Genomic DNA, 12705 nt, shown 5'->3' with positions numbered 1-12705 from the left:
GTACAGCATCAGTTTTAAAGGCAACGCTATCCCTGTGGGAGCGGGTTTACCCGCGAAGAAGCCGGCGGTAATCTGTACGGCTTGCCCACAGACGACCCGCCATGTTCTATCTGATTGCCTACATCAGCAGCGTAGTGCTGATCAACTACGCCTTTTCCAGCGCCCCGCACCTGGACATCATCTGGTCCGCCTGGGGCGGCCTGGTGTTCATCCTGCGCGACATGGTGCAGACCCGCTTCGGCCATGGCGCCCTGGTTGCCATGCTGGTGGCCCTTGTGCTGTCCTATGTCACCTCGGAACCGGCCATCGCCCTGGCCAGCGCTACCGCGTTCTTCATTTCCGAGCTGATCGACTGGCTGGTGTTCAGCATCACCCGCCGGCCGCTGCGCGACCGCCTGTGGCTGAGCTCGGCGCTGAGCATCCCGGTGGATACCTTCATCTTTTTCGGCATGATCGGCGCCCTGACCCCGGCGGTGATCGGTACCGCCATGGCGTCGAAGTTCGCCGGTGTCACGGCCGTGTGGCTGGCCATGGCATTTCGCGCCCGACGGGCTGCCGTGGCCGGTTGATGGTGTAGAATAGCGGTCCTTTTTCAGCGGGCGGCGCACAGCCTGGCGCGGCCCCGGACGCCTTCGAGGACCTGAAATGACCCGTATCGGAACCCCTTTGTCGCCCACCGCGACCCGTGTATTGCTGTGCGGCTGTGGCGAGCTGGGCAAGGAAGTGGTGATCGAGCTGCAGCGCCTGGGCGTCGAAGTGATCGCCGTCGACCGCTACGCCAATGCCCCGGCCATGCAGGTGGCGCACCGCAGCCACGTGGTCAACATGCTCGATGGCGTTGCCCTGCGCGCGGTGATCGAGGCCGAGAAGCCGCACTATATCGTCCCTGAAATCGAAGCCATCGCCACCGCCACCCTGGTCGAGCTGGAAAACGAAGGTTTCAACGTGGTGCCGACTGCGCGCGCCACCCAGCTGACCATGAACCGCGAAGGCATCCGCCGTCTGGCCGCCGAAGAGCTGGACCTGCCGACCTCGCCATACCACTTCGCTGACACCTACGAAGACTACGCCAAGGCCGTGGCCGATGTCGGTTACCCGTGCGTGGTCAAGCCGGTGATGAGTTCGTCGGGCAAAGGCCAGAGCCTGCTGCGCAGCGATGCCGACCTGCAGAAGTCGTGGGACTACGCCCAGGAAGGCGGCCGCGCCGGCAAGGGCCGGGTGATTGTCGAAGGCTTCATCGATTTCGAATACGAAATCACCCTGCTGACCGTGCGCCACGTCGGCGGTACCACCTTCCTGGAGCCGGTTGGCCACCGCCAGGAGAAGGGCGACTATCAGGAGTCGTGGCAGCCGCAGGCCATGAGCCCGAAAGCGCTGGCCGAGTCGCAGCGCGTGGCCAAGGCCGTCACCGATGCCCTGGGCGGTCGCGGCCTGTTTGGCGTGGAACTGTTCGTGAAGGGCGACCAGGTGTGGTTCAGCGAAGTGTCGCCGCGCCCGCATGACACGGGCCTGGTTACCCTGATTTCCCAGGACCTGTCGCAGTTCGCCCTGCATGCCCGTGCCATTCTCGGCCTGCCGATTCCGGTGGTGCGTCAGTTTGGCCCGTCGGCGTCGGCGGTGATCCTGCCGGAAGGGCAGTCGCAGCAGACCAGCTTCGCCAACCTGGGCGCAGCGCTGAGCGAACCGGATACCGCCATTCGCCTGTTCGGCAAGCCGGAAATCAACGGCACCCGCCGCATGGGCGTGTGCCTGGCGCGTGACGAGTCGGTGGAGTTGGCACGTGCCAAGGCGACCCGCGCTTCGCAGGCGGTCAAGGTCGAGTTCTGATCTGAAACCGCAGGGGCCGCGTTGCGGCCCATTCGCAGCACAAGGCTGCTCCTACAAGGGCAACGCACGCCCCTGTAGGAGCAGCCTTGTGCTGCGAATGGGGCGCAACGCGCCCCCATTGCTTACAGCTCGGTATTACGGGTCTCTTTCAGGCACAGCACCGCAATCAGGCTGATCACCGCCGCCACCGACACATAGCCCCCCACCCAGCTCAACCCGCCCATGCTCACCAGCTTCTGGGCAAAGAACGGTGCCGCCGAGGCCCCGACAATCCCGCCCAGGTTATACGCCGCCGAAGCCCCGGTATAACGCACGTGAGTCGGGAACAGCTCGGGCAGCAGTGCCCCCATCGGCGCAAATGTCACGCCCATCAGGAACAGCTCGATGGCCAGGAACAGCGCCACACCCGCCGTCGATCCCGAGGTCAGCAGCGGCTCCATGGCAAAGCCCGACGCTACCGCCAGCAGGCCGCCGACGATCAGCACCGGCTTGCGCCCGTAACGGTCGCTGAGCCAGGCCGACAGCGGCGTGGCCAGGGCCATGAACACCACCGCGAAGCACAGCAGGCCCAGGAATGTTTCGCGGCTGTAGCCCAGCGTGGTCACGCCGTAGCTCAGCGAGAACACCGTGGAGATATAGAACAGCGCGTAGCACACCACCATGGCCGCAGCGCCCAGCAGGGTGGGCACCCAGTAGTTGGAAAACAGCTCGACCACTGGCATTTTCACCCGCTCGTGGCGGGCGACAGCCTTGGCGAACACCGGGCTTTCTTCGAGCTTCAGGCGCACATACAGGCCCACCAGCACCAGCGCGGCACTGAGCAGGAACGGAATACGCCAGCCCCATTCACGGAACTGCTCGTCGCTGAGCGTCAGGGCCAGGGTCAGGAACAAGCCGTTGGCGGCCAAAAAGCCGATCGAAGGGCCCAACTGGGGGAACATGCCGAACCAGGCGCGCTTGCCCTCCGGGGCGTTCTCCGTGGCCAGCAGCGCCGCGCCACCCCATTCACCGCCCAGGCCCAAGCCTTGGCCAAAGCGCAGCAGGCACAGGATGATCGGCGCCCACACGCCAATGCTGTCATAGCCCGGCAACACGCCGATGGCCGTGGTGGAGACACCCATCAGCAGCAGCGAGGCAACCAGGGTCGACTTGCGGCCGATGCGGTCGCCAAAGTGGCCGAACAACGCCGAACCCAGCGGGCGGGCGAGAAAGGCGATGCCGAAGGTGAGAAAGGCTGCCAGCATTTGCGCGGTGCCCGACCCGGACGGGAAGAACACCGGGCCGATCACCAAGGCAGCAGCAGTGGCGTACACGTAGAAGTCGTAGAACTCGATGGCGGTGCCGATGAAGCTGGCAGTGGCTACCCGCGCGGGCGAGTTGACCGGTGCGGCAGGCGCTTCGGCGTAGGTGCTGCTTGTCATTAAGTAGGTCCCTAACAGTCTGGTCCGGCTCCATGGGCATGGCCCGCGCGGTGTGCTGAGCAAAAGGGCAGGCACGGTTGCGCGGGCGCCGGAGCGTTTTGTTGTTGTGTGCGCCCGACTGACGATAGCCCAAGGGGGGTAGGGGCGGGGCGGGCACTGTTCGGGGTGTTGAAGCAGGACCGCGGGGCGTGTCAGTGGAGCGGACTGGCCGTGGAACGCCGGGTGCGGGTAGCAGGCGTGACGGCGGGGCTGGGTAAGCGTGACCCGAGTATAGCTATCGGGTCACGGTCCACACCAGTACCTTGCTGGCACAATTGTCCTCTGTTTCGAGGATTTCCAGGCGATAGCGGCCGATCTTCAGGCAAACGGCGCTTTCCGGGATGCTTTCCAGCGCTTCGGTCACCAGCCCGTTGAGGGTTTTCGGCCCGCCGTCGCAGGGCAGGTGCCAGCCCAGGGTGCGGTTGATTTCGCGCAGCGAGGCGTTGCCGTCGATGACGAAGGTGCCATCGGGCTGTGGGTGTACGTGGGGGTTTTCCAGGCTCTGTTCGTCCTCGAACTCACCAACGATCTCTTCGAGGATGTCTTCCAGGGTGACGATACCCTGCACCTCGCCGTACTCGTCCACCACCACACCCAGCCGGCGCTGTTGCTTGTGGAAATTCAGCAACTGCATTTGCAGGGGCGTGCTTTCTGGCACGAAATAAGGTTCGTAGCAGGCGCTGTGCAGCGCCTCCAGGGTCAGGTCGGCCTTGGGCAGCAGGTGGCTGATCAGCTTGGTGTTGAGGATGGCTTCAACCTGGTTGATGTCGTTGTGGTAGACCGGCAGGCGGGTGTGGCGGCTGATGATCAACTGCTCGATGATGCGCCCGATCGGCTCGTCGAGGTTGATGCCGTCCACTTCGTTGCGCGGTACCAGGATGTCGTTGACGGTGACCTTGTCCAGCGACTGCAGGCCGTCGAGCAGGCCGTGGCGGGGTGTTTCGTGCTCCTCGTCTTCGTCAAAGTCGTCGGCTTCCTGCGGGTGCAGGGCCACGGCCGTGGGTTGCGCGCGGAACGGGCGCAGCAGCAGCTTGGCGAAACCGTCCAGCAGGCAGGCCAGCGGCTGCAGCAGGGCGAGGGGTACTTTCAGCAGGCTGGTGCCAAGGCTGACGCAGGCCTGCGGGTTACGCCGGGCCAGGCGCCGTGGCACGTATTCGGCAAACACCAGCAAGGTGACGGTGGCAGCCAGCCCTGCCAGCCAGAAGCCGTGCTCGCCGCTATGGCGCTGGCCTACCAGGCAGGCCAGGCCCAGCACCAGCAGTTTGCCCAGGCTGGCGCACAGCACCAGGGCCTGGGCCGGCAGCACGGGCTGGCCGTCATCAGCGGTGCGCAGCGAGCCATTGAGCAGCAGGCGGGCGGCATCCACCGTGGTGAACAACGCCGACCACAGCAGCGCCAGTGCCAGGGTGCCGAGTAGCGGTGCGTACGGCAGTGTGTCCATGAGCGGCCGTCAGATATGCAGGATGAATTCGCGAACCAGCTTGCTGCCGAAATAGGCCAGCATCAGCAGGCAGAAACCGGCCAGCGTCCAGCGGATGGCCTTGTGACCACGCCAGCCCAGGCGGGTGCGGCCCCACAGCAGTACGCTGAACACCACCCAGGCGACACAGGCCAGCAAGGTCTTGTGCACCAGGTGCTGGGCGAACAGGTTGTCGAGGAACAGCCAGCCGGAGATCAGCGACAGCGACAGCAGGCACCAGCCGGCCCAGAGGAAGCCGAACAGCAGGCTTTCCATGGTTTGCAGGGGCGGGAAGTTGCGGATCAGCCCGGAGGGGTGCTTGTTCTTCAGCTGGCGGTCCTGCAGCAGCAACAGCAGCGACTGGAACACCGCAATGGTGAACAGCCCGTACGCCAGGATCGACAGCAGGATATGCGCGAGGATGCCTGGCTCTTCGTTGATCAGCGGTACGGTGCCAGGCGGCGCGAACTGCGCCAGCAGCGCCGTCACCGCGCCCAGCGGGAACAGCAGCACCAGCAGGTTTTCGACCGGTATGCGCAGGCAGGCCAGCAGGGTCAGGCCGATGACGGCCACGGCGATCAGGCTGGCGGCGCTGAAGAAGTCCAGGCTCAGGCCCAGCGGGGTGATCAGCTGGAAGTACAGGGCACCGGCCTGGGCGAGCACCGCGAAGGTACCCAGCAGGGCAAGCAGGCGCTTGTCGGACTTGCGGCCCTGGGCCAGGTGCGAGCCCTGGTAGATGGCCGCCGCTATATAAAGGCCGGCAGCGATCAGGTTGGGGATGAGGCTGGGAGAGGAGACCATAAGTCCTGGTTGACGAGCCTTAAAGAGACGGAGTTTGGCATAGATTCCGCTGATCAAGGAAGACTGGTAGACCGCGTTACGGCATTCGCGGGTAAACCCGCTCCCACAGGTACGGCGCAAGCCTTGAGGGCAGTGGGAAACTCTGTGGGAGCGGGTTCACCCGCGAAGAGGCCAGCACAGCCACCGAATATCTCCCAAGCTGCCACCAAGGTGTGCGCCGCCGCCGCACTTCGCTATAATCGCCGCCTTGCTGTGCCCGGCGGGTGTGTATTTCCCCCAGGGTGCCTGACAAACCTCGGCTTTTACTGGGCCTGAAAGGATCACCATGTTCGAAAACCTGACCGACCGCCTGTCACAGACGCTGCGCCATGTCACCGGCAAGGCCAAGCTGACCGAAGACAACATCAAGGACACGCTGCGCGAAGTGCGCATGGCCCTGCTCGAGGCCGACGTTGCCCTGCCGGTGGTCAAGGATTTCGTCAATAGCGTCAAGGAACGTGCGGTCGGCACCGAAGTGTCGCGCAGCCTGACCCCGGGCCAGGCGTTCGTGAAGATCGTCCAGGCCGAGCTGGAAAGCCTGATGGGCGCGGCCAACGAAGACCTCGCGCTGAATGCCGCCCCGCCTGCCGTGGTACTGATGGCCGGCCTGCAGGGCGCGGGTAAGACCACCACCGCCGGCAAGCTGGCGCGCTTCCTTAAAGAGCGCAAGAAAAAGACCGTGATGGTGGTATCCGCCGACGTCTATCGCCCGGCGGCGATCAAACAGCTGGAAACCCTGGCCAACGACATCGGCGTCACCTTCTTCCCGTCCGACATCAGCCAGAAGCCGGTGGCCATTGCCGAAGCGGCCATCCGCGAAGCCAAGCTGAAGTTCATCGATGTGGTCATCGTCGACACCGCCGGCCGTCTGCACATCGACGCTGACATGATGGACGAGATCAAGGCGCTGCACGCTGCGGTCAAGCCGATCGAGACCCTGTTCGTGGTCGACGCCATGACCGGCCAGGACGCCGCCAACACGGCCAAGGCCTTTGGCGAGGCCCTGCCGCTGACCGGCGTGGTGCTGACCAAGGTTGACGGTGACGCCCGTGGCGGTGCTGCGCTGTCGGTGCGTGCCATCACCGGCAAGCCGATCAAGTTCATCGGTATGGGTGAGAAGACCGAGGCCCTCGAGCCGTTCCACCCCGACCGCGTCGCCTCGCGCATCCTCGGCATGGGTGACGTGCTCAGCCTGATCGAGCAGGCCGAGCAGACCATCGACAAGGCCAAGGCCGACAAGCTGGCCAAGAAGCTGAAGAAGGGCAAGGGCTTCGACCTCGAAGACTTCCGCGACCAGTTGCAACAGATGAAGAACATGGGCGGCCTGGGCGGCCTGATGGACAAGCTGCCGAGCATCGGCGGGGTCAACCTGTCACAGATGGGCAATGCCCAGGGCGCGGCCGAGAAGCAGTTCAAGCAGATGGAGGCGATCATCAACTCCATGACCCCGGCCGAGCGCCGCGACCCTGACCTGATCAGCGGTTCGCGCAAGCGCCGTATCGCCCTTGGCTCCGGCACCCAGGTGCAGGACATCGGCCGGTTGATCAAGCAGCACAAGCAGATGCAGAAGATGATGAAGAAATTTTCTGCCAAAGGCGGCATGGCCAAGATGATGCGCGGCCTGGGCGGCATGATGCCCGGCGGCGGCATGCCCAAGCTGTAAACAGATTCAGGCCAGTGGCGGCAACCCCGCCGCTGGCCGGAACCCGCTTCGGCGGGAACACCGCCGCCTCTATGGAGGCGGCTTAATAGCAGATCAGCAGGCTGGCCTTTTTATTTGAAGTAAAAAGGCATTTGCAAATGTCCGTATATTCCTTGAGAATGTGCGGCCTTTCGGGCACCCGTGTGCCCGCTGTGCATCATGATTTGCAGCACCGACTACAGGAACGATGTTCAATGCTTACCATTCGTCTTGCCCGTGGCGGCTCCAAAAAGCGCCCGTTTTACCAACTGACCGTAACCGACTCGCGTAACCCGCGTGACGGCTCCCACATCGAACAGGTTGGCTTCTTCAACCCGATCGCTCGTGGTCAGGAAGTTCGTCTGTCCGTTAAACAAGACCGCGTTGCTCACTGGCTGAGCATCGGCGCACAGCCGTCTGAGCGCGTTGCTCAGCTGCTGAAGGAAGCGGCCAAGGCTGCAGCCTGAACTGTATGAACGCGACGCCAGAAAAGGCTGACGACCTCATCGTCGTTGGCAAGATTTTTTCGGTTCACGGCGTTCGCGGCGAGGTGAAGGTGTATTCCTTTACCGATCCGATTGAAAACCTGTTGGATTACCGTAACTGGACGCTTCGGCGCGAAGGGTCGGTCAAGCAGGTCGAGCTGGTCAGTGGCCGTTCCAATAAAAAGGAGCTGGTCGCCAAGCTCAAAGGGCTCGACGATCGTGACGAAGCGCGTCTTCTGAGCGGTTACGAGATTTGCATCTCGCGCAGCCTTTTGCCCAACCTGACGGACGACGAGTACTACTGGTACCAGTTGGTCGGTCTGAAAGTCATCAACCAGGACGAACAGCTGTTCGGCACGGTTGATCACCTGTTGGAGACCGGCGCGAACGATGTAATGGTGGTCAAGCCTTGCGCAGGCAGCCTGGATGACCGTGAGCGCTTGTTGCCCTATACGGCGCAATGTGTGCTGGCAGTCGACCTTGAAGCTGGTGTGATGCGGGTCGAATGGGACGCGGATTTCTAACTGATGGGTAACCTTCGTGTAGAAGTCATCACGCTGTTCCCCGAGATGTTCTCGGCCATTACGGAGTACGGCATTACCAGCCGCGCGGTGAAGCAGGGCTTGTTGCAAGTCACTTGCTGGAATCCGCGGGACTACACCAGTGATCGCCACCACACGGTGGATGATCGGCCTTTTGGCGGTGGTCCGGGGATGGTGATGAAGATCAAGCCTCTGGAAGATGCACTGGCCAGTGCCAGGCAAGCGACCGGAGCAACGGCAAAGGTAATCTACCTTTCGCCACAAGGCCGCAAGCTGGATCAGCAAGCGGTCAAAGGCTTGGCCGAACAGGAATCTTTGATCCTGATCGCCGGCCGTTATGAAGGCATTGACGAGCGTTTTATTGATGCTCATGTCGATGAAGAGTGGTCGATTGGTGACTATGTGCTTTCCGGTGGTGAGCTACCGGCCATGGTACTGATCGATGCGGTTACGCGGCTGCTGCCCGGAGCTTTAGGGCATGTAGGCTCGGCGGAGGAAGATTCCTTCACCGATGGCTTGCTGGATTGCCCGCACTACACCCGACCTGAGGTGTATGCGGATCAGCGTGTTCCCGACGTGTTGCTAAGTGGCAACCATGCACATATCCGGCGATGGCGGATGAAGCAGTCCCTTGGTAGGACCTTCGAACGACGCGCCGATCTTCTGGAAAGTCGCTCACTTTCTGGAGAAGAGAAAAAGCTGCTCGAGGAATACCTCCGCGAGCGGAACGATAGTTAACGTATCGATGGTGGATCACGTTTGTCCACCTTAGGAGCACAGCATGACTAACAAAATCATCCAGCAGCTCGAAGCAGAGCAGATGAGCAAGGAAATCCCTACCTTCGCACCAGGCGACACCGTTGTCGTTCAGGTTAAAGTGAAGGAAGGTGAGCGTTCCCGTCTGCAGGCGTTCGAAGGCGTTGTTATCGCCAAGCGTAACCGTGGTCTGAACAGCGCCTTCACCGTGCGCAAGATCTCGAGCGGCGTTGGTGTTGAGCGTACCTTCCAGACCTACAGCCCGCAAATCGACAGCCTGGCCGTGAAACGTCGTGGTGACGTGCGTAAAGCCAAGCTGTACTACCTGCGCGACCTGTCCGGCAAAGCCGCTCGCATCAAGGAAAAACTGTCCTGAGGACAGTTTGCCCGGTGGCCAAGGCCGCCTAGCGAGAAAAAAGCAGCCTTCGGGCTGCTTTTTTGCGTTTTGAACCCCCGAAGATGTGATTGCCATGACTACCCGAGACCAGGAAATCCAGCGCCGCACCGAGTTGTCGGTGACCCGCGTGACCAAGGCGGTGTTCCCCAACACCACCAACCACCACAACACCCTGTTCGGCGGCACCGCCCTGGCCTGGATGGACGAAGTGTCGTTCATTGCCGCCACGCGCTTCTGCCGCCTGCCGCTGGTGACCGTGTCCACCGACCGCATCGACTTCAAGCACCCGATCCCGGCGGGCTCGATCGTCGAATTGGTGGGCTCGGTGATCAAGGTCGGCAATACCAGCCTGCAGGTGCAGGTGGACGTGTTTGTCGAGAACATGTACCTGGACGGCCGCGAGCGGGCGATTCACGGTGTCTTCAGCTTCGTCGCCATTGATGAAGACAAACGCCCGGTGCCGGTGCTGCCAGGCGCCTGAGTATCATGCTTGCGGCGCTGGTTCGATCAGTGCCACCAAGGTCCACCCCGGTTGCGGCTGCAACGGGTTGTCGGGGCTGGCTACATGCACCCAGCCATGCCCATCGCGAGCGAACAGCAAGTGTGCGCGCTCGCCATGCAGGGCCTGGTAGGCGTCCCAGTCAAAGCCTTCGGTCAGGTTGGTGCTGTACAGCTCGGCGCCCTGATGCAAGCGGTTGGCCAGTTGCAGATACGTCATCGAGTTGGCCCCCAGCAAGTGCCCGCGGTGCTCCTCGGCTGCCCGGTGCTTGTCGCTGCGTTGTTTCTCCAGGCCGCTGGCCAGCACGAACAGCCGGCCGTGGCCGAAATCATGGCGGAACCTGGCGCAGGCCAAAGCATTGATTTCGCCGGCGGGCGACAGGCCAAGCAAGTGCCCGAGCCCGACCAGGTCCAGGTGGGCGTCGGCATGCTGCGAGGCGGGGTTGCCAAAGTAAGTCGGCAGCCCGTCCATGCGCGCGGCGCGAATGTTTTCCCAGCTGGAATCTGTCAGTAAAACCCGGCAGCCCAATTGTTGCAGGGCTTTGGCGATGGCCCGGGCAGGCCCGTTGGCACCGACGATGAGAAACCCGCTGGGTGCCGGTTCGGCGACCTTCAGCAGGCGCGCCAGCGGCCTGGCCGTGGCGCTTTGCAGTACCACCGTGCCGATGATTACGGCGAAGGTCAGCGGTACCAGCAGCAAGGCGTCCTGGTGGCCGGCCTGGTGCAGGCGGATGGCGAATATCGCCGAAACGGCCGCGGCAACGATACCGCGTGGCGCGATCCAGGCCAGCAGCGCGCGCTCGCGCCAGCTGAGTGTCGAACCCAGTGTGGCCAGCCATACGTTGAGCGGGCGTGCCAGCAACTGGATTACCAGCAGCAATGCCAGTACAGCCGGGCCGAGCCCCAGCAGGGCATGCAGGTCAAGGCGCGCAGCCAGCAGGATGAACAGGCCGGAAATCAGCAGCACGCTGAGGTTTTCCTTGAAGTGCAGGATTTGCCGCACATCGACCCCGCGCATGTTGGCCAGCCACATCCCCATCACGGTCACCGCCAGCAGCCCGGATTCGTGCATGATCTGGTTGGCGGCGATGAAGATGCCCAGCACAGCCGCCAGTGAGGCCAGGTTGTGCAGATACTCCGGTAGCCACTGCTCGCGCATGATCTGCCCCAGCAGCCAGCCACCGGCTGCCCCCAGGGCAGTCCCGCAAAAAATCACCCCGGCAAAGGTGGTCAGGCTCTGGCTCAGGCCGTTGCCGTCGGCACTGGCGATGATGAAGCTGTACACCACCACGGCGAGCAGCGCGCCGATGGGGTCGATCATGATCCCTTCCCAGCGCAGGATATTGGCGATGGTCGACTTTGGCCGCACCACGCGCAGCATGGGCACGATTACCGTGGGGCCGGTCACCAGGGTCAAGGTGCCGAACAGGATCGACAGCGGCCAGTCGAACCCGAGCAGCCAGTGGGTCGCCAGGGCGATCACCAGCCAGGTGACCAATGCGCCCACGGTGACCAGGCGATGCACCACGCTGCCGATCTCGCGCCACTGCGACAGGTGCAGGGTCAGGCTGCCCTCGAACAGGATCAGCGCCACGGCCAGCGACACCAGCGGCATCAGCAACGGGCCGAACAGCGCCTCGGGGTCGAGCCAGCCCAGTGCCGGTCCCGCGATGATCCCGGCCAGCAGCAGAAACAGGATCGCCGGTAGTTTCAGGCGCCAGGCCAGCCATTGGCAGGCAAGCGCAGCGGCACCGATACCACCGACGCTGAGAAGAATCTGCTGTTCGTTCATACGGGCTCCCTATGCCTGCAGTGTTATGAAAGACTAAGCGCCAATTTGCCGTTTGCCACCGAGTCTTCATGCCCGCCCTCGACCACCCCCTGATCGACCAGTTTCTCGATGCCCTGTGGCTTGAAAAAGGCCTGTCCGACAACACCCGCGTGTCCTACCGCAGCGATCTGGCACTGTTCAACGGCTGGCTGCAGGAGCATTCGGTTTCCCTGCCCGACGCCGGCCGTGACCTGATCCTCGACCACCTGGCCTGGCGCCTCGACCAGGGCTACAAGCCACGTTCCACGGCGCGTTTCCTGTCGGGCCTGCGCGGTTTCTTCCGCTATCTGTTGCGGGAAAAGCTTGTGGCAATCGACCCGACCCTGCAGGTCGATATGCCGCAACTGGGCAAGCCGCTGCCCAAGTCGTTGTCCGAAGCCGACGTTGAAGCTTTGCTGCAGGCCCCGGACCTGGGCGAAGCCATCGGCCAGCGCGACCGCGCCATGCTCGAAGTGCTTTATGCCTGCGGCCTGCGCGTCACCGAGCTGGTCAGCCTGACCCTTGACCAGGTCAACCTGCGCCAGGGTGTGCTGCGGGTGATGGGCAAGGGCAGCAAGGAGCGCCTGGTGCCCATGGGCGAGGAGGCAGTGGTGTGGCTGGAACGCTACCAGCGCGATGGCCGTGCCGAGTTGCTCAATGGCCGCCCCAGCGATGTGCTGTTCCCCAGCCAGCGCGGCGAACAGATGACCCGCCAGACCTTCTGGCACCGCATCAAGCACCATGCCCGGGTGGCGGGTATCGACAAATCGCTGTCGCCGCACACGCTGCGCCACGCGTTCGCCACGCACCTGCTCAACCATGGCGCCGACCTGCGCGTGGTGCAGATGCTGCTTGGCCACAGCGACCTGTCGACCACCCAGATCTACACCCACGTTGCCAAGGCCCGCCTGCAGCAGTTGCACGCGCAGCACCACCCACGTGGATGAATG

The 12705-nt window shown here is 63.2% G+C and carries 13 protein-coding genes; 9 read left to right on the top strand and 4 right to left on the bottom strand.

Features of this window, described 5'->3' with window-relative positions:
- Positions 1 to 101 precede the first annotated feature (101 nt).
- Together ABOC32_RS26695 and purT are read left to right on the top strand one after the other, a co-directional pair.
- A complete protein-coding gene (locus ABOC32_RS26695; protein WP_010952556.1) occupies positions 102 to 569 on the top strand; it encodes a VUT family protein in 468 nt (155 codons plus the stop codon).
- Positions 570 to 645: 76 nt separating this feature from the next.
- On the top strand, positions 646 to 1827 hold the full coding sequence (purT, locus tag ABOC32_RS26690) for a formate-dependent phosphoribosylglycinamide formyltransferase (RefSeq protein ID WP_016501237.1): 1182 nt from the start codon (positions 646 to 648) through the stop codon (positions 1825 to 1827).
- A 122-nt stretch (positions 1828 to 1949) separates the two neighbouring features.
- On the opposite strand, the gene ABOC32_RS26685 is transcribed toward purT, so the two are convergent.
- The 3 genes from ABOC32_RS26685 to ABOC32_RS26675 all read right to left on the bottom strand — a co-directional run bounded on the left by ABOC32_RS26685 (position 1950) and on the right by ABOC32_RS26675 (position 5547).
- Positions 1950 to 3248 (bottom strand): MFS transporter, encoded by a 1299-nt coding sequence (locus tag ABOC32_RS26685; protein WP_426809478.1) that lies wholly within the window; start codon positions 3246 to 3248, stop codon positions 1950 to 1952.
- A gap of 274 nt (positions 3249 to 3522) precedes the next feature.
- Positions 3523 to 4728: a transporter associated domain-containing protein gene (locus ABOC32_RS26680; protein ID WP_426809477.1), complete on the bottom strand. Its 1206-nt coding sequence runs from the start codon at positions 4726 to 4728 to the stop codon at positions 3523 to 3525.
- A 9-nt stretch (positions 4729 to 4737) separates the two neighbouring features.
- Positions 4738 to 5547 carry a cytochrome C assembly family protein gene (locus tag ABOC32_RS26675; RefSeq protein ID WP_016501234.1) on the bottom strand — a complete coding sequence of 270 codons (810 nt, stop codon included), beginning with the start codon at positions 5545 to 5547 and terminating at the stop codon, positions 4738 to 4740.
- Positions 5548 to 5872: 325 nt separating this feature from the next.
- Between ABOC32_RS26675 and ffh the strand changes: the two genes are divergently transcribed.
- From ffh to ABOC32_RS26645, 6 genes are all read left to right on the top strand, one after another.
- The gene (gene ffh, locus ABOC32_RS26670) at positions 5873 to 7249 is read left to right on the top strand and encodes a signal recognition particle protein (RefSeq protein ID WP_016501233.1); all 1377 of its coding nucleotides are present in this window, start codon (positions 5873 to 5875) and stop codon (positions 7247 to 7249) included.
- Positions 7250 to 7482: 233 nt separating this feature from the next.
- Positions 7483 to 7734, top strand: a complete 252-nt coding sequence (rpsP, locus tag ABOC32_RS26665) for a 30S ribosomal protein S16 (protein WP_016501232.1) — start codon at positions 7483 to 7485, stop codon at positions 7732 to 7734.
- Between the two features lie 5 nt (positions 7735 to 7739).
- Positions 7740 to 8276, top strand: coding sequence for a ribosome maturation factor RimM (rimM, locus tag ABOC32_RS26660; RefSeq protein WP_016501231.1), 537 nt, complete (start codon positions 7740 to 7742; stop codon positions 8274 to 8276).
- A 3-nt stretch (positions 8277 to 8279) separates the two neighbouring features.
- Positions 8280 to 9032, top strand: coding sequence for a tRNA (guanosine(37)-N1)-methyltransferase TrmD (trmD, locus tag ABOC32_RS26655; RefSeq protein WP_043204015.1), 753 nt, complete (start codon positions 8280 to 8282; stop codon positions 9030 to 9032).
- 43 nt (positions 9033 to 9075) lie between these two features.
- Positions 9076 to 9426, top strand: coding sequence for a 50S ribosomal protein L19 (rplS, locus tag ABOC32_RS26650; protein WP_003252148.1), 351 nt, complete (start codon positions 9076 to 9078; stop codon positions 9424 to 9426).
- A 94-nt stretch (positions 9427 to 9520) separates the two neighbouring features.
- Positions 9521 to 9928, top strand: coding sequence for an acyl-CoA thioesterase (locus tag ABOC32_RS26645; RefSeq protein ID WP_016501229.1), 408 nt, complete (start codon positions 9521 to 9523; stop codon positions 9926 to 9928).
- 3 nt (positions 9929 to 9931) lie between these two features.
- Here ABOC32_RS26645 and ABOC32_RS26640 read toward each other — a convergent pair whose 3' ends face one another.
- Positions 9932 to 11737 carry a cation:proton antiporter gene (locus ABOC32_RS26640; RefSeq protein WP_426809476.1) on the bottom strand — a complete coding sequence of 602 codons (1806 nt, stop codon included), beginning with the start codon at positions 11735 to 11737 and terminating at the stop codon, positions 9932 to 9934.
- Positions 11738 to 11805: 68 nt separating this feature from the next.
- Here ABOC32_RS26640 and xerD point away from each other — a divergent pair, with 68 nt between their 5' ends.
- Entirely contained in the window at positions 11806 to 12702 is an 897-nt protein-coding gene (gene xerD, locus ABOC32_RS26635) for a site-specific tyrosine recombinase XerD (protein ID WP_234227357.1), read from the top strand.
- Positions 12703 to 12705 lie beyond the last annotated feature (3 nt).

The sequence above is a fragment of the Pseudomonas sp. WOUb67 genome (genome assembly GCF_050058005.1).
Lineage (GTDB): Bacteria > Pseudomonadota > Gammaproteobacteria > Pseudomonadales > Pseudomonadaceae > Aquipseudomonas > Aquipseudomonas putida_R.
The sequence above is the reverse complement of the archived record's forward strand: the minus strand, read 5'-3'. Positions and strand labels throughout refer to the sequence as shown.

Bases quoted from the DNA above. Each gene is read 5' to 3' on its own strand.
- rpsP (WP_016501232.1), top strand. From the start codon at position 7,483: ATGCTTACCATTCGTCTTGCCCGTGGCGGCTCCAAAAAGCGCCCGTTT.
- ABOC32_RS26680 (WP_426809477.1), bottom strand. From the start codon at position 4,728: ATGGACACACTGCCGTACGCACCGCTACTCGGCACCCTGGCACTGGCG.
- trmD (WP_043204015.1), top strand. From the start codon at position 8,280: ATGGGTAACCTTCGTGTAGAAGTCATCACGCTGTTCCCCGAGATGTTC.
- ffh (WP_016501233.1), top strand. From the start codon at position 5,873: ATGTTCGAAAACCTGACCGACCGCCTGTCACAGACGCTGCGCCATGTC.
- rimM (WP_016501231.1), top strand. From the start codon at position 7,740: ATGAACGCGACGCCAGAAAAGGCTGACGACCTCATCGTCGTTGGCAAG.
- xerD (WP_234227357.1), top strand. From the start codon at position 11,806: ATGCCCGCCCTCGACCACCCCCTGATCGACCAGTTTCTCGATGCCCTG.
- ABOC32_RS26645 (WP_016501229.1), top strand. From the start codon at position 9,521: ATGACTACCCGAGACCAGGAAATCCAGCGCCGCACCGAGTTGTCGGTG.
- rplS (WP_003252148.1), top strand. From the start codon at position 9,076: ATGACTAACAAAATCATCCAGCAGCTCGAAGCAGAGCAGATGAGCAAG.
- ABOC32_RS26685 (WP_426809478.1), bottom strand. From the start codon at position 3,248: ATGACAAGCAGCACCTACGCCGAAGCGCCTGCCGCACCGGTCAACTCG.
- purT (WP_016501237.1), top strand. From the start codon at position 646: ATGACCCGTATCGGAACCCCTTTGTCGCCCACCGCGACCCGTGTATTG.
- ABOC32_RS26675 (WP_016501234.1), bottom strand. From the start codon at position 5,547: ATGGTCTCCTCTCCCAGCCTCATCCCCAACCTGATCGCTGCCGGCCTT.
- ABOC32_RS26695 (WP_010952556.1), top strand. From the start codon at position 102: ATGTTCTATCTGATTGCCTACATCAGCAGCGTAGTGCTGATCAACTAC.
- ABOC32_RS26640 (WP_426809476.1), bottom strand. From the start codon at position 11,737: ATGAACGAACAGCAGATTCTTCTCAGCGTCGGTGGTATCGGTGCCGCT.